The sequence below is a fragment of the Campylobacter australis genome (assembly GCF_050586305.1).
Lineage (GTDB): Bacteria > Campylobacterota > Campylobacteria > Campylobacterales > Campylobacteraceae > Campylobacter_A.
In genome coordinates this window covers 112,617-132,496 of sequence record NZ_JAXUAA010000002.1, presented here as the reverse complement: position 1 = coordinate 132,496, position 19,880 = coordinate 112,617, and the positions used below count along the sequence as shown (strand labels likewise).

The following is a 19,880-nucleotide window of genomic DNA, read 5'->3' as shown; positions in this document are numbered from 1 at the left end:
CTTTTAAAGTGTTAAAATTTGGCAAAATTTTTATGAAATTTCTCGCACCTTTTCAAGATGTTTTAAGTATAAATTTAACTTTTCTAGCTCTTTTTTATCAGTTACTTGGGTTCCTGAATAATAATACTTTACGGATGAAATTTTATCGCCTGAAATTTCTATGTTTGTTTCACTGATTAGCCTATTTATCGTGCCTTGTATGCCGTCTAAAATTTTTATATCGCTTGGTAAAATTTCACGCAAAATTTCTTTAAAATAGTTAAAATGCGTGCAGCCAAGAACTAATGAGCCATAGTTTTTAAGCTCAAATTTAGACAATTTTTCCTTCAAATACTCACGCACTTGCTCGCTGTCAAACTCAAAATTTTCAGCAAATTCTACAAGTTTTGGAAGTGCCAAAAGATCGACTATCTCATTTGCATTTGTTTTTTGTATAAGATCGTGCAGTTTTTGACCTGCAATCGTGATCGGCGTAGCTATGACAAGCGTTTTTTTGCCATCATTTAGATCAACTGCTCGCTTTAAGGCTGGCTCCATACCGATGATCGGCTCATTAAAATTTGCCCTAAGCTGCGTTATAGCCGCACTTGTGGCGGTGTTGCACGCTACAACTACAGCCTCCGCGCCCTGCTCTATCAAAAAACCAACCGCATCAAGGCTAAATTTTACAACCTGCTCGCTTGTTTTATTGCCATAAGGGACATTTTTTTTATCTGCAAAAAATAAAAACTCATTTCCGCCAAGCTGCTTTATAGCCTCGTTCATTACGCTAAGCCCACCAATACCCGAGTCAAAAAATCCAATCTTCATAATCTATCCATTTTAAACCATTTAAAAGTAAAATTATACAAAATTTCTCGCCTTTCACTCACTATTTTTAAGCAATTTTATAAATTCTTTTATAAGTTTTGAGGATTTTTTATAAACAACAGAGAAGCTAAGCTTTAAATTTTCATCATCTATCACATCAAAAAAGCTGATAAAATCCTTTTGCTCATCACTTACACACTCACTAAATCCAAACGCCACACAAATGCCAGAACCAGCCATCGACATGGCTAAATTTATATCAGTCGTAGCACAAGCGAGCTTTGGCTTAAACCCAGCTCTTGCAAATATCTGCTCAAAGCCAGTTTTAAGCCTGACATTATCAGAGCCTATGGCAAATTTATCATCTCTAAACTCGCTTAAATCGCACTTTGGATATTTATCATTTGAGTTTGCAGTGATTTTTGAAACTGCTATATGAGTTGAAGGAACGGCTAGCAATGGAGCGCGTTTAGCCACTAGCTCATATTCTAGCTCACTATCTTTTACGCTTTCAAAATGCACCGCATATGCGGCATCTATAACGCCATCTTTAAGCATTTGCAAAAGCTCGATGTCGGTTTGTGCGTGTATGATTTTAATGTCTGCATTGGCAAATCTCGCATAAAATGACGGCAGTTTTTTTTCGATAAATTTAAAACTAAGCGTTGTGACACCTATGCTTATCTTACCATTTTTAAGCGATGATAGGCTTCTTATCTCGCTGTTTAGTTCATTGTTTAGCCTTAGTAAATTTTTAGCTTTTGAGATGTATATCTCACCTGCATAAGTAAGGCTTAGTCCGTTTTTTCTATCAAAAAGCTCAGCTCCTAGCTCGTCTTCTAAAAGCGATACACTTTTTGAGAGAGATGGCTGTGAAACACCAAGCTTCTCAGCAGCCTTTGTAAAGCTTTTTAGCTCCGCGATACTTACTGCTATTTGCATATGTCTTAGGCTCATCTTACTCCTTTTTATAACTTTTAGTTATGTTATTATACACTTTATAATATTTGACTTATATTAAAAAATATTTTATCATTCGCACAATTATTTTTAAAAGAAAAAATTACTTTTTCTGCTTAAAGATAAAATGCTAAAAAGGAGAAAGTGATGTTTGATGCATCAAGGAGAAAATCCCTAAAAACACTTGCCTGTTGTTCTGCTGTGCTAAGTATGCCAACATTATCACCTGCAAAAACAAATGCAAGTGAAGTTAAAAAATGGGACAAAGAGTTTGACGCTATCATTGTTGGTAGCGGTTTTGCTGGAAGTGCGGCTATGCTATCTATGCTTGAAGAGGGCGTAAATAATGTCATAATGATAGAAAAGATGCCATATCTTGGCGGAAATTCAGCTTATAGTGCTGGCTCGATGGCGGTTGCTGGGACAAAAATGCAAGAGCGTGATGGCATAAAAGACGATCCTGAGCTTCACATACAAGATACGCTAAAAAGCGGACACAATCTAAACGATATAGACATCGTAAAAACGATGGTTTATAAGGGTCCTGAGCTGCTTGATTGGTTAGTAAAAAACGGCGTTAAAATAAAATGGGTAATAAGAGACGGCGGACATACTCACCCTCGCTCTCACTCTGTTGGCGTTGGCAGCTACATGACTATACTACTTCAACAAAGGATAAAAGAGCGTGGCGGCAAGATCGCTACTCGCGTGATAATGGATGAGATAATTTACGGCAATCAAGGCGAGGTTGTGGGCATTAAAGTGCGTGAAAAGTATGAGTTTAATTTTGATACAAATTTTAAAGAAGAGGATAACAAAAGCGGTCAAGTAAGATACTATAAATGCCACGGCGGACTTGTTTTGGCTACTGGTGGCTGGGCTGCTGATGTGGAGTTTAGACAAAAATTTGACCCAGCACTTACGGCTGATGTATTTAGCACAAATCACGCTGGCGCAAATGCATATACAGTCAAGAAACTACTAGCAGATGATATAAAATTTATCGATATGGACTACATTCAGCGTTTTCATGTAACATCTGCTGATGAGTCGTTTTTTGGCTTTGCGTATCGCTGGATGATGCGTGGATATACTTATGGAATGATGGTCAATCCAAAAACAGGACTTCGCTTTGTAAATGAGATAGCTGACCGCAAAATTTCATCAGATGCTATATGGGGGATGAACGAAGGCGGTAAAAATCACCCCGTACTTATCATGGATATAGAAGGCACAAAGACGGTTGATATACATGACTTTCAGCGTGGCTTAAGCGTGGGCGCAATAAAGCAGTTTGACACAATGGATGAACTAATAGCACACTACAATATCAACAAAGAGCCGTTTTTAGAGCAGCTTAAACGCTACAACTCCTATGTCGAGGCCGCTTCAAAAGATGAAAACTACCGTGACCCTGAGTTTGGTAAAAATTTCTCTCACTACAAGGGCAAATACATAAAACTAGAAAAACCGCCGTTTTTTGCCGTTCGTCCAGGACCAAAGGTGCATCACTGCATGGGTGGGGTTAAGACCACAGTTGATTGCGAAGTGTATAACAACGACATGCAACTCATACCAAAACTATACGCATGCGGCGAACTAACTGGCGGCAGACACGGTTATAACCGACTTGGCTCAAACTCGGTGCTTGAGTGCATAGTCTTTGGTCGCCAAGCAGGACTAAAACTAGCCAAAGTCTTTAACGAAAAAAGAAGAGGTGTGTGATGAAGAAAATTTTACTTATAGTTTCACTTTTATTTGCCTGTGTCTTTGCTAGCGAGCTTAGAAACTCAAAAGGTGAAGTGGTTACAAATTTTGATGTGAAAAATTTTCCACTTATAGGAATTCATCAAAAGCTATCACTAAAATGCACCGACTGCCACAAAGAAAGCGATCAAAAAGACTACTCGTCAGCTATGAACAGTTCTTGCTTGGATTGTCACAAAAGCTATGAGAAACTAGCCGAGCGAACAGGCGTTTTAGGTCATGCGGATAATATCCATGCCAACCCACACTACGAGTCGCTTGATTGTGATACTTGCCATAAGGCACACACTCCAACTGTAAATATGTGCGTTCGCTGTCATACGCAAGATAGCCTAAAAATCGCTAATCGTAAAATAAGGAGGGTAAAATGAAAAATTTAATCAAAATCGTAGCCATAACTTGCTTAATTACGCTTATCTTGGTTTTTGCGGGACACAAAGTTATAGTAGCAACAGGCGAATATCCGTTTTGTGGTTCATGTCACGCATGGGACGGAGCTATCGCACAAACAAACCTAGCTGACCCTATCCACGGAGCTTCAAATAAAAAGGGTATAAGCGTAAAATGTACCGACTGTCACTTACCACACGATAGCCTAGCAAGCTATCTAATCACAAAGGCTAAAAACGGCGTGGCTGAAGGCTGGACGACATTAACAGGCGATCCTAGTAAAAAAGACTGGATAGCAAACAGACCTCACGCAAGAGCAAACTATACCTTTGACAGCTCATGTCTAAGGTGTCATGATGGCATAGTAAAAACCAGCGAAGCAAACGCAACTCGTGAAATTTCAAAAATGCACGCAAAGTATTTGGAATTTAAAGGCAGCAAAGATGAGCTAAAATGCACGAGCTGTCATCAAAATGTCGGACACTACGAGCTTGGTAAAATGCTAGTTGAGCAACAACACAAGACGGCAAACAGCTGGGATGAGTGGGAGAAAATGTATCAAGATAAAAAACAAAAATAATACAAATTTTGGGTTTTTGCAAATTAGCATAAACCCAAATTTCACTCACTTTTTATAAAATTTCACTGTTTTTATAATTTTTAGCTATATAATTATACACTTTATGATATTTGACTTATGCTAAAAAATATTTTATCATTGTAAAAATTTAATCAAAGGAGCAAAAATGCTAGATTTTCAAACGACAGTAAGATCTCGTCAGTCTATAAGGGATTTTTTAGATAAGCCACTTAGCAAGGATGAGATAAATGAAATTTTACTTGACGCACAAGCCGCACCATCGGCATGTAACACTCAGCCTTGGCTAACTCATATCATCTCAGGCAAAAAGGCAAAAAGGCAAAAGAGCTAAAAGAAATTTTAAAAGACAAATGGGCAAAGGGCGAGACAAAATCAGACTTCATATGGGATCAAACTCAGTTTAAAGACAAGCTTAATGAGAGGCTAAGAAATCAGTACAAATTCGTCTATGACGGCTTTGGTGTGACCCGCGAAGATAAGCAAGGCAGAGCTGATATAATGATAAGAAATTTAGAATTTTACGGTGCACCACATGTGGCAATGCTGTTTATGCCAAGCATTACTGATAATGTCAATGTCGCAGCCGATGTTGGCATGTATGCTCAAAATTTCATGCTCTCATGCACAGCTAGGGGATATGGCAGCATACCGCAGCTCGTCTTTGCGATGTTTGCCGATACTATAAGAAAAGAGCTTGGCGTAAGCGATGAGCTAAAACTGCTATTTGGCATATCTTTTGGCTATCCAAACTGGGAGGCACAGCCAAACAAAAACCACCTATCACGCGTCCCACTAAGCGAAAGTGTAACATTTCACAAGTAAGTAAATTTTGGCTTTTTTGTAATTTAAAGAGCCAAAATATGCTATAATCAAGCAAAAATTAAAGGCAAAATGTGAAATTTAAGCTTGATTGCAAGGCAGATTTTAAGGCTTCTATGCTTTTTTGGCTCGCTCGTTATGTTAAATTTAAACTAAGCTCACTCTCAAACAAAGAACTTCGCAACGCTCAGGCACTAGCTAGCGTAAATTTTGCGCTTAACAAAGAGTTGCGCAGCATTGACGAGCTTGATGGACTTGTCAAAAAGGCGCGTAATGCTGGGCTAACTGGCATAAACACATACTTTAATCCGCTTCGTAAAATTTACCAAACCATTTGCTTTTACGAGCTTGAAAGTCTAAAACAAATCGATGAGCAATTTATCAGCGAAGTGCTAGCAAGTACAACTGGCGGGCTAAGTGACGCAAGCAAGAAAAACTACCGCATCGCAGCCATAAATTTCTTCTCATTTTTAGATAAGCAAAACGAAGAAGATGGCAAAGCACATGTCTTTGACATAGAGCTTAAAAACTGGGGTGGAATAAGTGGTGCAAAGGGGCAAAAACTGCCTGAGTTTATGAGCGAAGATGAGGTAAAGAAATTTCTAAATGCCATTGACGAAGCCGAGTTTAAAAGCAATGAAAATCGCAATAAACTTATCATCAAGATTATTATTTTTACTGGCATTCGTGTAAGTGAAGCGCTAAATTTAAAGCGGAAAGATATCAGCGAAGAAAACGACCTTTATATCATCCGCATCCGCGGCAAAGGTAACAAATATAGAATCGTCATGATAAAGCGCCATTTAATAGAGCATTATCTTGATGCGATCGCCATAAATTTTATCAACAAAGAGGGATATTTGTTCGTAAATCGCAAGGGCGAGAGGCTAACCCAAGCCTATGTAAGCCGAATAGTCGAGCAAATTTTGTTTCGCGCGGGCATAAGAAAGGAAAAAAACGGTGCACACATGCTTCGTCATACTTTTGCGACTATGCTTTATAAAAAGCAAAAAGACCTAGTTTTAGTTCAAGAAGCCCTAGGGCACGCAAGTCTTAACACGAGTCGAATTTACACACACTTTGATAACGAAAAGCTAAAGCTAGCTGCACAGGTAGCAGAGGATCTAAGCGAGAGTTAAAAGCTTTATAAGGCTTTTTTGACTAAAATTATTCCTTTAAATTTGGAGTAAATTTGTATACAGATAGAAAACTTTTTTACCTTTGCGTTTGTTTGCTCGGCATAAGTGCGATATTTTCGCTATCTTTGTCGGTTTATACTGTACGCTTTTTTCACTATGAAGAGTATCATTTTTTTATAAGGCAGTCTATTGTTGTAGCTATTGGGATTTGCCTTATGTGGGGACTTTCTCAGCTTAACCCAGATAAGGCACTGAAATTTATTGGCTTTGGTCTATTTTTTTCTTGTCTTATTTTAATGGGCGCTATGCACTTTTTACCAGCTTCATTTGTGACAGAGTCAGGCGGCGCGCGGCGCTGGATACGCTTGCCTGGTTTTTCGCTTGCGCCAGTTGAGTTTTTTAAAATAGGCTTTGTCTATTTTTTGGCATGGAGTTTTACAAGAAAGATTGATGAAAAAAAACGCACAATGCAAGAGGATTTGGCCATACTTTTTCCGTATATTTTGCTATTTTTGCTAATTGTTTATCTTATCGCTGTTATGCAAAATGACCTTGGTCAAGTTGTTGTTTTAGCAGCTACTTTTATCATGATGGCACTTTTTGCAGGCACTAGCCTTAAAATTTTTATGGTTGGTGTGAGTTTTGTGCTTTGCGTTGGAACGATCATTATCATAAATAGCGAACACAGGATAAATCGTATAAAGTCGTGGTGGGTAGGGGTTCAAGATATAGTTTTAAGCGTTTTGCCTGAGAGTTTTGCGACACTAAGAGTTGAAAATGCCGATGAGCCGTGGCAAATTTCAAACTCACTAAATGCCATAAATCATGGTGGGCTTTTTGGTCAAGGGCTTGGAGCCGGAATTTTTAAACTTGGCTTTTTAAGCGAAGTTCATACGGACTTTGTTATAGCTGGTATTACCGAAGAGATCGGTCTTTTGGGTATATTTGGTGTGGTTGGAATTTTTATTGCGGTGCTATTTAGAATTTTTAAAATTTCAGGAAGAAGTGAAAATAAAGTCTATCATCTTTTTACTCTTGGCGTAGGGCTTGTGTTTTCATTTTCATTTATAATAAATAGCTATGGTATTACCTCTATTACGCCGATAAAGGGCATAGCGGTGCCATTTTTAAGCTATGGCGGTAGCTCTGTTTTGGCGACATGTATTGCAGTTGGTATGGTTTTGATGATAAGCAAAAAGGCAAAGATATGGTAGCGATAACTGGCGGGGGGACTGGCGGACATCTTGCTATAGCGCGTGCATTTTGTGCCCAGTTTAAAGGGCTTGGAGAAAATTCTATCTTTATCGGATCAATGAGTGGTCAGGATAAAATGTGGTTTGAAAATGATGAAAATTTTACAGCACGCTACTTTTTACAAAGCTCTGGAGTTGTAAATAAGCAAGGTCTGGCTAAAATTTTTAGCCTTTTTAATATCATAAAGTCAGCCTTAAAATGCTGTAAAATTTTTAGACAAAACGGCATAAAAGTAGTCGTTAGCGTGGGCGGATACTCGGCTGCTCCAGCGGCATTTGCAGCGCTTTTGTGCGGGCTTCCGCTTTTTATCCACGAACAAAACGCAAAAACTGGCAGGCTAAATGAGCTTTTGCGCAAATTCGCCAAGGGTTTTTATAGTTCGTATGAAGCGCCATTTTGGTCCTATCCTGTTGCAGATAAATTTTTTGTAACGCAAAGGGAGCGCAAAGAGCTTAAAACTCTACTTTTTCTAGGTGGCTCACAGGGCGCAAATGCAATAAATGAGCTAGCCCTTGTAATTTCGCCAATGCTGCGTGAAAAAGGCATTAAAATCATACATCAATGCGGCAAGAACTCGCTTGAAAATTTACGCCAAAAATATGACAAAATGGACTTTACAGCAGACGAACTTGAGCTTTTTGACTTTAGTTCAGAGATAGAAAAAAAGATATACCAAGCCGATCTTTGTATAAGCCGTGCTGGGGCAAGCTCACTTTGGGAGCTTAGCGCCAATGCTCTGCCTTGCATCTTTGTGCCATATCCTCATGCAGCTGGTAACCACCAGTTTCATAACGCAAAATTTTTACTTGATAGAAATTTATGCCAAATTTCATTACAAAAAGATGGTGCGGCTGATGTGGATGAAATTTTAGAGCTTATACAAAACTATGAGATAAATCGTGTTAGCAAAGGGCTTATGCAAGTTCTTAGCAAAGATAAAACAAGTGATATTATAAGAGAAATTTTATCTACCTTATAAGCTAAACATAAAGCATCGACCCCAGACGAAGCATGTTTGAGCCACATTTTAGCGCTAAATCATAATCAGAGCTCATTCCCATAGAGCAAATTTGTGCGCCATGGCTGGATAAATTTTCATAAATTTTATATGTCGTCTCAAAGCTTTTTGCGATCTCGTGCCAGTCATCACTATGCGAGCCGATACTCATCACGCCGAGCAAATTTATATTTTTACACTGCATTTTAATTTTTAGATAAATTTCCTCAGCTTCGCTTGATAAAACACCTTGTTTGCTCTCTTCATTTGCCGAGTTTATCTGCAAAAGAGTATCTAGCCTGAAATTTAGCCGCTTATCTACCTCTACTGCCTTTTCAAAACTATCGCAGCTTTGCCAAAGAGTTGGCTTTAGGGCTATAAGCTGGTTGATTTTATTACTTTGAAGCCTGCCTATCATATGCCATTTTAGTCCCAAATGCGCAAGCTCGCTTTGTTTTTTAGCAAGCTCTTGCACCCTATTTTCGCCGTATTCTAGCTGTCCTTGGCTAAAAAGCTCTAAAACCTCTTTGCTAGTTACATTTTTGCTAACGGCAATGAGCTTTGCTTTGGGATTTAGTTTGTAAATTTTCTCTAAAAGTTCGCTTAAAACTATCATTTTAACCCTGCATTAATCTGTTTATATCGTTAAATGTCGCCACAACCATAAGCGAAAGCAATACCGCCCAGCCAGCATATGTCAGCCAAACAAAAACCTTTTCACTTACCTCGCGCCTAAAAATTAGCTCATAAAGATTAAACAAAATATGCCCACCATCAAGTGCTGGAATCGGAAGCAAATTTAACACCCCAAGATTTACCGAAAGCAAAGCTGTGATGATTAAAAGAACGGTAAAATCGCTCTTTGCAGCTTTTGTTGTTATGTCAGTTATCTGAACGATACCACCCACCTCTTTTATGGGCACTACACCTTCTATGAGCTTGCCGATACCTAAAAATATAAGCTTTGATGCTTTTATGGTCTCATCAAATGCGTATGAAACAGCATCAAGCCCACCATAACTAACCTTTACGACATCGCCACTAGGGACTATGCCTATGAGTGCTCGCTGCTCGCTTTCGCCAAAAATACTCTTTGTCTCGCTAATCCTTGGTGTGAGTAAAATTTGCATGAGTGTTCCATTTCTGTCTATGCTTATACTCATTTGATTGGTGGTAACATTTTTTTTGATGTCTTCCCATTCAGTTATCTTTGTATCATTTATGGCTAAAATTTTATCCATTTTTTGTATTGTAGCATCCATAGCAGCCGAGCCATCAATCACGTTTCCAACAGTTGGCGCAAGCTTTTCAACTCCCATATATCCAAGCATGATAAATATAAAAAATGCCAAAATAAAGTTAAACGCTGGTCCTGCAAATAGTATGGCTATACGCCCAAGCGGACTTAGTGAGTTGTAGCTATCTGGATCTAGGTTTTTATTTTTTGGATCTGTATCATCTTGTCCTTTTAATTGAACATAGCCACCAAGCGGTATAGCAGATATAGCATACTCTGTTGCCCCGATACGCTTTTTAAGTAGTTTTTCTCCAAAACCGATACTAAAAGTATGTACGCAAACCCCAAGTACTCTTGCCACCAAAAAATGCCCTAGTTCATGGAAAAATACTAAAAATGAAAGTACAAAAATAGTAATAAAAAAATACCATGAGTAAAAATAAAGCCCACCAAGCACCAGCAATACCAAAAAAAATAAGCTTTTCATCTAAAATTTTCTAACATCGCTATGTTTTATATAGTTTAAAAACTCCTGTGCTAGCTGCTGCTCTTTTTTTGCAACAACCTCCTCTTTACTTATGCTATCTTTTTGTGTTGGTTTTGTTGGCTTTTTTTCATCGCTTTGCCCTTTTACAAGCTCTTTTTTTATCTCTTTTAGGCTATCAAAAAAATCATTCATTTTACTTCATCCTTTAAAAATTTTAGACAAATTTAGCAAATTTTCGCCAAATTTTTTATAAATTTAGTCATATATGCTTTTTTTAAGGAAACTTTGACTATAATCACATTTCTTTTTTATAGTGCGCTCGTAGCTCAGCTGGATAGAGCATTTGATTGCGGTTCAAAAGGTCAGAGATTCGAATTCTCTCGGGCGCACCACTCTTTTATAATTTACAAAATTAAAGACAAAAATTCAACTTTTATAAGATTTTTAAATTTTAAATAGTAAAATCAGCTAAAAATTTACGGAAAGCAAAAAATGGATTTTAAAAATATAAAAATTCAGATTGAAAAAGTTAACGAGATGCTTGTGGCTTTTGAAAGAGATGAAGAGCTTTTAGCAAAAGAACTTGAACCTTGCATGGATGTTTTTGAATTTAACTCAACAATCGATAAAACAAAAGAAAAAATACGAAACACTGCCGATGAGGGAACTTTTTTTAAAAATGTTTTTAATACCAGCGACTATTATGAAAATATCAGCTTATATCTTGAGCAAGTTCAGTTTTCCATTGATCACAAAATCAAAAAAAGTGGCATTAGCCCAGAATCAAACATAAAACTACAAAAAAGCTTAAAGACCATCGAAGATACGATAGGAATTTTAGTCACAGAGTATGGCAACTCTATAAAAGCAGATAAATATCGCTTTATAAAACACGATAATACAGTTCGAGTAAATATAAAAAAGGTGCTTAACGAACTTGTAGCGCTTAAAAAGCGACTTGAAAAAGTGATAAAAATAGAGTCTAAAATCATATCAAATGTCATATTGAAAGACTTTAAGACTATTTTTACTTTTTTTGCAAATTGTGTTAAGGTTGCAAAAAGCCGCAAAGATGAACTTTTGCTAGTTGAGATAGCTGGAATTTCAGATAAGTTTTTAAATATGATAAAACCAGTTTTTGGTGATAAAAGCCTTGAAACTGATAATATGATATATTACTATCTTTTTTATGAGATACGAGAAATAAAAGCTAGCGCTATAGGACAAAAGCTGGCTTAAATTTTAAATTCCTAGTTTTTTAACTGGGAATTTAAAATGTTGTTTTTTATAAATTTTAATCACAAATCTTATTATGCCAAAAATGCAGTAAATTCTATCACCATTAAAAAACAAATAACCGTGATAAAATTCTAAACCGATTTCTTGTGCCTTATCAATGATTGATTGTCTTGCTCTGTAAAAGTATCAATCCATAAATCTTATACCCTAAAATGCATCCTATACAAAGACTACTCTTATCCACTAGCTTTTAAAACGCTCATAATTTTACAAACATCCATACATTATCCTATTTTACAATTAGAAAGGCCAAATAGTCTCCATTATGCGAGTACCCCATGGCTTTTTGGTAGACTTATCAAGATCACCTTCAGTTTTATACAAAATTTTTGCATCAGCGATATATTTTGAGTTAATCTCATTGCGTTGCGAGATGTCATAAGGGCGGATAACACCACTAATTTGAATAATCTGCTTTTCTCCATTTACCAAAATTTCTCGAGAGCCCTCTATAAAATAGTTGCCATTATTTAAAATTTTAACTATACGAGCTGAAATAGTGGTTGTAAAACGCTCACTTCTGCTTACTGAGCCACCGCCCTCAAACTCATTTCCTCCACCAGCTTTAAAACCGATATTGCCAAATTTATTTAGCTGGTCAGCAATCTTTGAAAGCCCGGGTCCGCTAGCTGTAAAAACACCACCACCAAGAGAGGTTGTACTATCTCTGTTGGTTTTTTTATTACCACTTGAGGTTTGCGAAGCCGTCTCTGTGATGATTATTGTTACGATATCATTAACATTCATTGCCTTTCTATCTGAAAATAGTGGGTCTTTACCACGCCCATAAAGACTGCCTTGATTTGAACTTTTTGAAATATCTTTTGCTGGAAGCTGATCGACATACACTGGAGCTTTCATGTCTATATGGGGATCGACACTGGGTGTACAAGCCGTAAAAATGATTAAAGTGCCGCCTAATATTAGGTAATTAATTTTCATAAATTGCCTTAGTATAAAGATTTTATGCTAAAATCAAGCAAAAAAAGTTCCAAAAAAGGTAGTAGATGAACTCTTTTTATCTGATATCATCACTAAATTTAGCAAATTTAAAAGAAAAAGTTGCTTTAAAATTTAAAAATTTTACCACCTTTGAGATAAAAATAGATGAAAACGCTTATCTGACATCCAAAAAACAAGAAATTTTAAAGCTTATAGATAAATTTGAAATGCTTAAAAGAGAGTATGATTTTATAATAGTGATTGGCAGTAAGTTTAAATTTCTTGGCACAAATGAGACAAATTTAATGCTTGCAAAAGAGCTAAACTGCCCTATCTTTGCCGATGAAAATTTAAATGAATTAAGGGTTATAAACTCAGGCTCAAGACTACTTATCACAGATGATCTTGATGAAATTTTAAAAGTCGAGCAAAACATCACAACAAAAATAAAATTTGAATACAATCTAGCAAAACTCGCGAAAAAACTAAAAAAACATATCATACTTCCAGAGAGCGAAGATGAGAGAATTTTGCGTGCTGCAGCTGAAATTTCTGCTAAAAATTTAGCTAAACTTACTCTTCTTGGCAATACAAGCGATACAAAAAAAAGAGCTTATGAGCTTGGACTAGACTTAGAAAATGTGGAAATTTTAGATCCTCAAACAAGCGAGCTTACATCAAAGTTTGCCGAGCAAATTTTTGAAGCAAGAAAAGCAAAGAATCTAAGCTACGAACAAGCGCAAATTTTATCTAAAGATCGTAACTATTTTGCTACGATGTGTGTTAAAAACGCGCTTGTGGATGGTATGGTAAGTGGTGCCGTAGGAACTACCGCAGATACAATACGCCCTGCACTTCAACTTATAAAAACAAAGCCTGGTATAAGTACAGTCTCTGGACTATTTTTCATGGCTTTGGATGAAGAAATTTTACTTTATGCTGACTGCGCCGTGACTCCAAAACCTGATGCTAATACACTGGCACAAACTGCCGTTTTATCTGCAAAAAGCGCAAAAAATTTTGGCATCATACCTAGTGTGGCTCTTCTTAGCTACTCGACTAAAGAGAGCGGAGCTGGCGAAAGTGTAGAGACAGTAAGGCTAGCAACAAAGATAATAAATGAAAACGAGAGCTGGCTAAACGCAGATGGTCCTTTGCAATATGACGCAGCAACAAATTTAGATACTGCCGACAAAAAAGCTCCTGGTTCAAGCATAGCAGGTAGTGCAAATGTCTTTGTATTTCCTGATTTAAATAGTGCAAATATCTGCTACAAAGCAGTTCAAAAATGCGCAAATGCACTAGCTGTTGGTCCCGTGCTTCAGGGCTTAAACGCACCAGTTAATGACCTTAGTCGCGGAGCAACCGTACAAGATATAATAAATACAATACTAATAACAGCGATACAAGCAGGAGAAAACTAATGAAAATTTTGGTTCTAAATTCAGGTTCAAGCTCTATAAAATTTCAGCTTTTTTTAATGGATAGCGAGCAAAGTATCGCAAGTGGTCTTATCGAGCAAATCGGACTTGGTGACTCTCATGCTATATTAAAAGCAGATGGTAAGATTTATGAGAAATTTTTACCTATACCAAACCATCATGCTGGACTTGATGCAATGAATGAACTTTTGCATGAATCAAACACCTTGCACGACCTAGCAGAGCTTGACGGCATAGGACATCGCATAGTTCACGGAGGAGAGAGTTTTTCTTGTTCTGTTTTGATAGATGATGCAGTTATAAGAGAGCTTGAGCGTATTAGCCCCCTGGCACCACTACATAATCCAGGTCATATCGCAGGTATAAAAAACGCCATGCAAAGTAGCAAAAATGTACCACATGTTGCTGTTTTTGATACTGTATTTCATCAAAGCATGCCAGAATATGCCTACAGATATGCTTTACCTTATGACATCTGCAAGGAACATCATATACGAAAATACGGCTTTCATGGCACTTCTCATAAGTATGTTTGTAAAAGAGCGAGCGAACTTATGGGTATAAATTTTGATAATTTTAATGCCATCTCTTTACATCTTGGTAACGGTGCAAGTGTATGTGCTGTCGAAAATGGAAAAAGTGTGGATACTTCAATGGGGCTAAGTCCGCTTGAAGGACTTATAATGGGCACACGAAGCGGAGATATAGACCCAGCAGCACTTGTATTTTTACTAAATGCTGGTGTGTTAAAGTGGGATGAGATAGATGCATTTTTAAATAAACAAAGCGGACTCTTAGGGATTTGTGGCTCATCTGATATGAGAGATGTTGTAGCAAAAATGAAAGATAATGAGAGGGCAAGACTTGCTTATGAGATGTTTTGTTACCGAGTAAAAAAATATATCGGAGCATACTATGCTGTGCTTGGACGAGTTGATGCTGTTATATTTACTGGTGGTATTGGCGAAAATGCACCAAATACGCGTCAAAAGATAACAAATGAGCTAGCTCATATAGGGCTAAGTGTAGATAGGGATAAAAATTTTGACACAAGCCTTAAAGGGGAACGCTGCTTAGACTTGCTGGATGCAAAGATAAAAACATTTGTTATACCAACAAATGAAGAGCTAGAGATAGCTAGAGAGACTAAGCGATTGGTTTTAGGAGAGTAAATCAGGCTATTTTGTCTGAGTTTATTCGCCGATAGTAGCGTTTAAGTCACCTACAAACTCAACTGCAAGCTCATCATATTTGTCTTTTGCTGTTTTTAGAACTTCATTTGGGATTTGCACCTCTTTTGCAAGATCTAAAATGCTACTACATCCATTTAAATATCCTAGTGAGCAGCTTTTGACAAGGTATCTTATACCTAGCTGAGTTGAAGGAATTTCAACTAGGCGTGTGTCAATTTTCTCACTAACTTCGTTATTTATATACATATATCCAAGTTCTTCGCACGCAAGTGTATCACCAGCCTCACATCCAGCAAAAAATATCTCAAAACCCTGTTCAAAATTTCCATTCTTAAGAGCATAGATGCCTTTATTAAGATCATCTATATCAAAACTAAATGCAAAAACAGCTACTATAAAAAATATAATTTTTTTCATTACATAAAGCTCGGTGCGTCGTTTGAAAATAGTATCAAGTCGCCACTTCTGGTATTTTGAGCTAAAATTTGTGTCATCTGAGTTTTATCCTTTATGATGATGATCTCCGGTTTATTTAAATGTTTTAACAACGCTCTAGCATTTAGTGGACTTGATATCATGACGATGTCAAATATCTCATTTATAACGCGAGAAAGATTTTCATTTTCTTCTTGGGTTGACTCTACTATCCCTGGAGTTATAAGTACTTTTCTACCAGCATAGCTTCTTACAAGCTCATAGCTTGCACTCATGCCAGCAAAATTGCCGTTAAAACTATCATCTATTATTATCTTTCCACCAGCATCTATACGCTGAAGTCTATGCTCAACATTTTTAAGCCCAAAAAGCACCTTGCTTATATTCTCTTCTTTAGCACCAAGATATCTTGCCACGCCGATACATGCGGCTAAATTTATGGCGTTAAACTCCCCAAGAAGTGGAGTAAAGTAATGTTTTTCATTAAGTGTAAAATTTATACCATCAAGAGTTGCGTTGATATCTTTTAAATTTTTATCATAAATTAAAATATTTTTATCCTGCTCTTTTAGTGTCGAGCTATGCAAAAAAGCCATCTCAAGTCGTTTGCTGCAAAGTGCTTCAAGCTTTGTAGTACGGATATTTTCTATGGTTTTAAAGTACTCTATATGCTGCTCGCCTATCTGCCCTATGACTACTATATGTGGATTTAAAAAGGCCGAAATTTGGGCTATATCGCCACTCAGTCTTGCACCGGCTTCTGCGATGTAGATCTGAGTTTTTTCATTTAAGTTTTCATTTACATCTTTTATAAGTCCAACTAGCGTATTTACGCTTCTTGGTGTTTTGTGCGTTACAAAATCATCCTTTAAAAGCTCATAAAGGAAGTTTTTTATGCTTGTTTTGCCATAACTTGCGGTTATCAAAACTATTTTTAAATTAGGCAAATTTGCAAGTTTTTTATCAGCTTTTTTTCTAAAATTTAAAGCATTAATTTTTTCAAAAAAATGACTTATCAAAAGACTCACCACGATAGGCAAAACAGGTTCTATTTTTTTATTTTCACTTAAAAAGGCAAATAAAATTTGCACACAGATAGCGACTATCAAAAATATAAAAAAACGCTTTATTCTTGCCGTAAAAACCAGTTTTTTATCAAGCTTTTTATGCCAAAAGTAGATACATGTTAAATATGCAAAATAAAAATAGATAAAAAACCATCTGCCAGTTGTGTAAAAAAGCACAAGCGGGATAACAACAAAAACAACATGCCAAAGCGGTCTTGTAAAATGAAAAATAACACGCTCTAGTTTATAAGAAAACCATTGAAAACAAGTTATTATGTAAAAACTTAGCGCAAGTGTAAAAAATGCCGTTGAAAATGTGTAGAAGATAGTTAAAAAAGTCTCACTCATCTTGCCCTCCAACCATCTCAATGCCAGAAATTTCATCTAGATCATCACTATTTGGTGCTAAATTTTGGCTTTTAGTTTCATTTAATTCAGACAAAACACTATCGCTTATAAATTTTGCATGCAACAAGAAGAAAAAATGGTCGCCATTTAATGGATAAAATTTACTATCTTTTATAAGCTGGTGCATCTTTTCTCCACTTTTAAGCGGAGTAGCCTTGTCATTTTGTCCCCAAAATATAAATGCCTTTGAACGAAGGTGGCTAAATTTTGAACTAAAGTCTTCATTTACGACATTTTTTAGCGTTTCATACATCGTTCTGCTCATTCCGCTAACATCTTTTGTGGCAAATACTTTATAAAATTTGCCAAAACCAAAAAGCTTAAAAAATTTAAAAATAGCGATCTTAAGACGCACCAAAAGACGCTTTTTGACTAAAATTCCAGCCGAGCTAAGAAGCACAATATTTTTTGGCTCCAAAAGAGTAGCGACCTTGCCACCAAAACTATGTCCGACTATAATCTCTGGCTCTTTTGGCAGGGTTTGAATAAAGCGTTTAAGTATCTTTGCATAATCACTCGTATTAAGAGGGGTAAAAATGTCACTAGTTCCAAAGCCGGGCATATCAACATAGATATGTTTGTACCCATTAAAATGCTCGCCAAATGCCTTTTTCATTATCTCTTTATTTGCCCCCCAACCGTGCAAAAAAAGTATAGTATTTTCGTGGTTTTGGTTGAGTATTTCGTAGCTGATTTTATATGTTTTTAAGCCGTATTTTATCTCTTTACTCGCCATTACTATCTCTTTTGTTTGATGTGTAAAAATTCTTTAAAATTTCAACCGCCTCTTGCAATCGCTCATACTCGCTCATACTCAAAAGGACGGCTTCAAATTTATTGTTTTTGACGATGACTGCACGCTTTAACTCAGCTTTGCTTATCTTTCCAAGTATTGCACTGAAATTTCGCACAACCTCAGTTGCTGTAAAAACTTCATCTTTGCTAAATGTTGTCATTTGCTCTCTTTATGTAAAATTTTATGCAAAATTTAGCGTATTTTTGGTTATAAACTGCTTATAGGCTATATTTTACCGCCCTTTGAGTGTGTGATAGAGTTAATAAATTTATAATCAACCTTAATATCTCGCTCCTTTACAAGCGAATCCGCAAGCGCTTCAATGACAGCTGTAAAGTCTTCAAACAGATAATTTGCAAGACTTCCTGGATTTGGGTTTATCTCATTTAGATAAACCTCTTCATTAAAGGCAAAAAAGTCACATCGTATAAGCGCTCCATCAAAACCTTGTGAATATATCTTTTTAAATGCATCTTTTAGGTTTTTTTCAAGTTTGTCTGAAATTTCAGCCTCTGTTATCTTCGTCTCGTTTGAAAAGCTCATATATTTTTGTTCATAATCAAGGTACTCTTTCTTTTTTGGCTCCTCTATCATCGAAAAGATAAACTTACCGCCCACCTTACAGCCCGCAATGTTAAATTCTCTTATCGCACTTACAAATGGCTCAACCAAAATTTCATCATCAAATTCAAAGCCCACATCAAGCGCATACTCAAGCTCGGCGTCATCTTTTACTATGCTAATGCCGATACTACTGCCAAGATGACTTGGTTTTAAAATAACCGGATAAGCAGATTTTATACTATCACCGCGTCTTATAACTTCATACTCTAGCGTTCTCACGCCTGCTTTTTGGGCTAAAAGTTTTGTTAGGCTCTTGCTGTAGCTCATGGCACTTGCTTCAAGTCTTGGTCCAATGTAGCTAACACCGAAAAAATCAAGTAAAGCAGCCATCTTTCCATCTTCGCCATCCATGCCGTGAACTAAATTTATATATACATCTACATCTAAAAATTTTGCACCAAAAAGCGACTGGATACTAAATCCTCCATTGCTAAGGATTAAATTTTTACATTTTTTATATTCACCAGAGCTGAAAAAATTTGCACGCATATCTTTGGGATCTATAAGATAAAAATTTCTATCAGCGCTGCAAAATACAAACTCAAGCGGCGCTTTTAATACATTTTTAAGCACGATAGCACTTACTATGCTTATCTCATGCTCGTAGCTTTTTGCGCCAAAAATAACACCAAATTTTTTCATAAATATCCTTTTATCCTAGTTTTTTTAGAGCTTCTTTTACAAGCTCACCAGTAGTTTGGCTTTTGCATTCAGGTAAAATTTTAACTATCTTTTCTCGTTTAAAACCAAGTGCTTCAAGTGCTAAAAGCGCTTCATTTTGATAGCTTGGCACACTTTCATCGCCTACAAGCTTAGCATCACTTAACTCAGCGATAATGCGTCTAGCAGTCTTTGGTCCGATACCTGGGACTTGTTTTATAGTGTCAGCATCGCCGTTTAAAACCGCATTTGTAAAAGCATTTGCGGAAAGACTAGAGCAAACTGCCATCGCCGTACTAGCACCTATACCGCTTAGTTTTATAAGCATTTCAAACATCTTTTGCTCAGAAATATCTAAAAAGCCATAAAGCAAATTTGCATCTTCTCTAATGATTTGCGTTATATTTAGTTCAGTTTTTGCCCCAGTTTCAAGCTTTGCAGAGCAAAAAAGTGAGATAAAAACGCCATAGCTAACGCCACTCACTGTCTTTAGTACCACAAATGCGGGCTCTTTTTTAGTTATAATACCTTCAATAGCTTTTATCATATCCTT

23 protein-coding genes and 1 tRNA gene are annotated in these 19,880 nt (G+C 36.7%); 12 read left to right on the top strand and 12 right to left on the bottom strand.

Features of this window, described 5'->3' with window-relative positions:
- Window positions 1-30 precede the first annotated feature (30 nt).
- Both murI and U5B17_RS03550 read right to left on the bottom strand, forming a co-directional pair.
- Window positions 31-810, bottom strand: coding sequence for a glutamate racemase (murI, locus tag U5B17_RS03555; RefSeq protein WP_430803999.1), 780 nt, complete (start codon window positions 808-810; stop codon window positions 31-33).
- 54 nt (window positions 811-864) lie between these two features.
- The gene (locus tag U5B17_RS03550) at window positions 865-1,767 is read right to left on the bottom strand and encodes a LysR family transcriptional regulator (protein WP_430803998.1); all 903 of its coding nucleotides are present in this window, start codon (window positions 1,765-1,767) and stop codon (window positions 865-867) included.
- 150 nt (window positions 1,768-1,917) lie between these two features.
- Between U5B17_RS03550 and U5B17_RS03545 the strand changes: the two genes are divergently transcribed.
- The 8 genes from U5B17_RS03545 (at window position 1,918) to U5B17_RS03510 (ending at window position 8,719) form a co-directional block, all read left to right on the top strand.
- Window positions 1,918-3,495, top strand: a complete 1,578-nt coding sequence (locus U5B17_RS03545; RefSeq protein ID WP_430803997.1) for a flavocytochrome c — start codon at window positions 1,918-1,920, stop codon at window positions 3,493-3,495.
- Window positions 3,495-3,908 (top strand): cytochrome c3 family protein, encoded by a 414-nt coding sequence (locus U5B17_RS03540; RefSeq protein ID WP_430803996.1) that lies wholly within the window; start codon window positions 3,495-3,497, stop codon window positions 3,906-3,908. Before U5B17_RS03545 ends, U5B17_RS03540 begins: the two co-directional genes overlap by 1 nt.
- Window positions 3,905-4,507, top strand: coding sequence for a cytochrome c3 family protein (locus tag U5B17_RS03535; RefSeq protein ID WP_430803995.1), 603 nt, complete (start codon window positions 3,905-3,907; stop codon window positions 4,505-4,507). Before U5B17_RS03540 ends, U5B17_RS03535 begins: the two co-directional genes overlap by 4 nt.
- A gap of 166 nt (window positions 4,508-4,673) precedes the next feature.
- Complete coding sequence (locus tag U5B17_RS03530) at window positions 4,674-4,859, top strand: nitroreductase family protein (protein WP_430803994.1); 186 nt, start codon at window positions 4,674-4,676, stop codon at window positions 4,857-4,859.
- Complete coding sequence (locus U5B17_RS03525; RefSeq protein WP_430803993.1) at window positions 4,808-5,350, top strand: nitroreductase family protein; 543 nt, start codon at window positions 4,808-4,810, stop codon at window positions 5,348-5,350. The genes U5B17_RS03530 and U5B17_RS03525 overlap by 52 nt, the downstream gene beginning before the upstream one ends.
- Window positions 5,351-5,421: 71 nt before the next feature.
- Window positions 5,422-6,486, top strand: coding sequence for a tyrosine-type recombinase/integrase (locus U5B17_RS03520; protein ID WP_430803992.1), 1,065 nt, complete (start codon window positions 5,422-5,424; stop codon window positions 6,484-6,486).
- A gap of 53 nt (window positions 6,487-6,539) precedes the next feature.
- The gene (locus U5B17_RS03515; protein WP_430803991.1) at window positions 6,540-7,700 is read left to right on the top strand and encodes a peptidoglycan glycosyltransferase FtsW; all 1,161 of its coding nucleotides are present in this window, start codon (window positions 6,540-6,542) and stop codon (window positions 7,698-7,700) included.
- The gene (locus tag U5B17_RS03510; RefSeq protein ID WP_430803990.1) at window positions 7,694-8,719 is read left to right on the top strand and encodes a UDP-N-acetylglucosamine--N-acetylmuramyl-(pentapeptide) pyrophosphoryl-undecaprenol N-acetylglucosamine transferase; all 1,026 of its coding nucleotides are present in this window, start codon (window positions 7,694-7,696) and stop codon (window positions 8,717-8,719) included. The genes U5B17_RS03515 and U5B17_RS03510 overlap by 7 nt, the downstream gene beginning before the upstream one ends.
- Before the next feature lies 1 nt (window position 8,720).
- On the opposite strand, the gene U5B17_RS03505 is transcribed toward U5B17_RS03510, so the two are convergent.
- Genes U5B17_RS03505 through U5B17_RS03495 form a run of 3 tightly spaced genes read right to left on the bottom strand, consistent with a single transcriptional unit; the run spans window position 8,721 to window position 10,653 of the window.
- Window positions 8,721-9,353 (bottom strand): YggS family pyridoxal phosphate-dependent enzyme, encoded by a 633-nt coding sequence (locus U5B17_RS03505; protein WP_430803989.1) that lies wholly within the window; start codon window positions 9,351-9,353, stop codon window positions 8,721-8,723.
- Between the two features lies 1 nt (window position 9,354).
- On the bottom strand, window positions 9,355-10,461 hold the full coding sequence (rseP, locus tag U5B17_RS03500) for an RIP metalloprotease RseP (protein WP_430803987.1): 1,107 nt from the start codon (window positions 10,459-10,461) through the stop codon (window positions 9,355-9,357).
- Entirely contained in the window at window positions 10,462-10,653 is a 192-nt protein-coding gene (locus U5B17_RS03495; protein WP_430803986.1) for a hypothetical protein, read from the bottom strand.
- Between the two features lie 123 nt (window positions 10,654-10,776).
- Between U5B17_RS03495 and U5B17_RS03490 the strand changes: the two genes are divergently transcribed.
- Together U5B17_RS03490 and U5B17_RS03485 are read left to right on the top strand one after the other, a co-directional pair.
- Window positions 10,777-10,853: transfer RNA gene (locus U5B17_RS03490), tRNA-Arg, on the top strand.
- Window positions 10,854-10,953: 100 nt separating this feature from the next.
- On the top strand, window positions 10,954-11,700 hold the full coding sequence (locus tag U5B17_RS03485; protein WP_430803985.1) for an imidazole glycerol phosphate synthase: 747 nt from the start codon (window positions 10,954-10,956) through the stop codon (window positions 11,698-11,700).
- A 300-nt stretch (window positions 11,701-12,000) separates the two neighbouring features.
- Here the strand turns inward: U5B17_RS03485 and flgH are convergent, their stop codons facing one another.
- Window positions 12,001-12,702 carry a flagellar basal body L-ring protein FlgH gene (flgH, locus tag U5B17_RS03480; RefSeq protein ID WP_430803984.1) on the bottom strand — a complete coding sequence of 234 codons (702 nt, stop codon included), beginning with the start codon at window positions 12,700-12,702 and terminating at the stop codon, window positions 12,001-12,003.
- 65 nt (window positions 12,703-12,767) lie between these two features.
- Between flgH and pta the strand changes: the two genes are divergently transcribed.
- Together pta and U5B17_RS03470 are read left to right on the top strand one after the other, a co-directional pair.
- Window positions 12,768-14,126 (top strand): phosphate acetyltransferase, encoded by a 1,359-nt coding sequence (pta, locus tag U5B17_RS03475; protein ID WP_430803983.1) that lies wholly within the window; start codon window positions 12,768-12,770, stop codon window positions 14,124-14,126.
- Window positions 14,126-15,316 (top strand): acetate kinase, encoded by a 1,191-nt coding sequence (locus U5B17_RS03470; protein WP_430803981.1) that lies wholly within the window; start codon window positions 14,126-14,128, stop codon window positions 15,314-15,316. Before pta ends, U5B17_RS03470 begins: the two co-directional genes overlap by 1 nt.
- Before the next feature lie 21 nt (window positions 15,317-15,337).
- On the opposite strand, the gene U5B17_RS03465 is transcribed toward U5B17_RS03470, so the two are convergent.
- The 6 genes from U5B17_RS03465 to ruvA form a co-directional block, all read right to left on the bottom strand.
- On the bottom strand, window positions 15,338-15,754 hold the full coding sequence (locus tag U5B17_RS03465) for an SEL1-like repeat protein (protein WP_430803980.1): 417 nt from the start codon (window positions 15,752-15,754) through the stop codon (window positions 15,338-15,340).
- Entirely contained in the window at window positions 15,754-17,187 is a 1,434-nt protein-coding gene (locus U5B17_RS03460; RefSeq protein ID WP_430803979.1) for a Mur ligase family protein, read from the bottom strand. The genes U5B17_RS03465 and U5B17_RS03460 overlap by 1 nt, the downstream gene beginning before the upstream one ends.
- Window positions 17,180-17,983 carry an EstV family lipase gene (gene estV / locus U5B17_RS03455; RefSeq protein WP_430803978.1) on the bottom strand — a complete coding sequence of 268 codons (804 nt, stop codon included), beginning with the start codon at window positions 17,981-17,983 and terminating at the stop codon, window positions 17,180-17,182. The genes U5B17_RS03460 and estV overlap by 8 nt, the downstream gene beginning before the upstream one ends.
- Window positions 17,973-18,203, bottom strand: a complete 231-nt coding sequence (locus U5B17_RS03450; RefSeq protein ID WP_430803977.1) for a type II toxin-antitoxin system Phd/YefM family antitoxin — start codon at window positions 18,201-18,203, stop codon at window positions 17,973-17,975. The genes estV and U5B17_RS03450 overlap by 11 nt, the downstream gene beginning before the upstream one ends.
- Before the next feature lie 65 nt (window positions 18,204-18,268).
- Window positions 18,269-19,309 (bottom strand): D-alanine--D-alanine ligase, encoded by a 1,041-nt coding sequence (locus tag U5B17_RS03445; RefSeq protein WP_430803976.1) that lies wholly within the window; start codon window positions 19,307-19,309, stop codon window positions 18,269-18,271.
- Between the two features lie 10 nt (window positions 19,310-19,319).
- Entirely contained in the window at window positions 19,320-19,874 is a 555-nt protein-coding gene (gene ruvA, locus U5B17_RS03440; protein WP_430803975.1) for a Holliday junction branch migration protein RuvA, read from the bottom strand.
- Between the last annotated feature and the right edge of the window lie 6 nt (window positions 19,875-19,880).

Bases quoted from the DNA above. Each gene is read 5' to 3' on its own strand.
- murI (WP_430803999.1), bottom strand. From the start codon at position 810: ATGAAGATTGGATTTTTTGACTCGGGTATTGGTGGGCTTAGCGTAATG.
- U5B17_RS03550 (WP_430803998.1), bottom strand. From the start codon at position 1,767: ATGAGCCTAAGACATATGCAAATAGCAGTAAGTATCGCGGAGCTAAAA.
- U5B17_RS03545 (WP_430803997.1), top strand. From the start codon at position 1,918: ATGTTTGATGCATCAAGGAGAAAATCCCTAAAAACACTTGCCTGTTGT.
- U5B17_RS03540 (WP_430803996.1), top strand. From the start codon at position 3,495: ATGAAGAAAATTTTACTTATAGTTTCACTTTTATTTGCCTGTGTCTTT.
- U5B17_RS03535 (WP_430803995.1), top strand. From the start codon at position 3,905: ATGAAAAATTTAATCAAAATCGTAGCCATAACTTGCTTAATTACGCTT.
- U5B17_RS03530 (WP_430803994.1), top strand. From the start codon at position 4,674: ATGCTAGATTTTCAAACGACAGTAAGATCTCGTCAGTCTATAAGGGAT.
- U5B17_RS03510 (WP_430803990.1), top strand. From the start codon at position 7,694: ATGGTAGCGATAACTGGCGGGGGGACTGGCGGACATCTTGCTATAGCG.
- U5B17_RS03505 (WP_430803989.1), bottom strand. From the start codon at position 9,353: ATGATAGTTTTAAGCGAACTTTTAGAGAAAATTTACAAACTAAATCCC.
- rseP (WP_430803987.1), bottom strand. From the start codon at position 10,461: ATGAAAAGCTTATTTTTTTTGGTATTGCTGGTGCTTGGTGGGCTTTAT.
- U5B17_RS03495 (WP_430803986.1), bottom strand. From the start codon at position 10,653: ATGAATGATTTTTTTGATAGCCTAAAAGAGATAAAAAAAGAGCTTGTA.
- U5B17_RS03485 (WP_430803985.1), top strand. From the start codon at position 10,954: ATGGATTTTAAAAATATAAAAATTCAGATTGAAAAAGTTAACGAGATG.
- flgH (WP_430803984.1), bottom strand. From the start codon at position 12,702: ATGAAAATTAATTACCTAATATTAGGCGGCACTTTAATCATTTTTACG.
- pta (WP_430803983.1), top strand. From the start codon at position 12,768: ATGAACTCTTTTTATCTGATATCATCACTAAATTTAGCAAATTTAAAA.
- U5B17_RS03470 (WP_430803981.1), top strand. From the start codon at position 14,126: ATGAAAATTTTGGTTCTAAATTCAGGTTCAAGCTCTATAAAATTTCAG.
- U5B17_RS03465 (WP_430803980.1), bottom strand. From the start codon at position 15,754: ATGAAAAAAATTATATTTTTTATAGTAGCTGTTTTTGCATTTAGTTTT.
- U5B17_RS03460 (WP_430803979.1), bottom strand. From the start codon at position 17,187: ATGAGTGAGACTTTTTTAACTATCTTCTACACATTTTCAACGGCATTT.
- estV (WP_430803978.1), bottom strand. From the start codon at position 17,983: ATGGCGAGTAAAGAGATAAAATACGGCTTAAAAACATATAAAATCAGC.
- U5B17_RS03450 (WP_430803977.1), bottom strand. From the start codon at position 18,203: ATGACAACATTTAGCAAAGATGAAGTTTTTACAGCAACTGAGGTTGTG.
- U5B17_RS03445 (WP_430803976.1), bottom strand. From the start codon at position 19,309: ATGAAAAAATTTGGTGTTATTTTTGGCGCAAAAAGCTACGAGCATGAG.
- ruvA (WP_430803975.1), bottom strand. From the start codon at position 19,874: ATGATAAAAGCTATTGAAGGTATTATAACTAAAAAAGAGCCCGCATTT.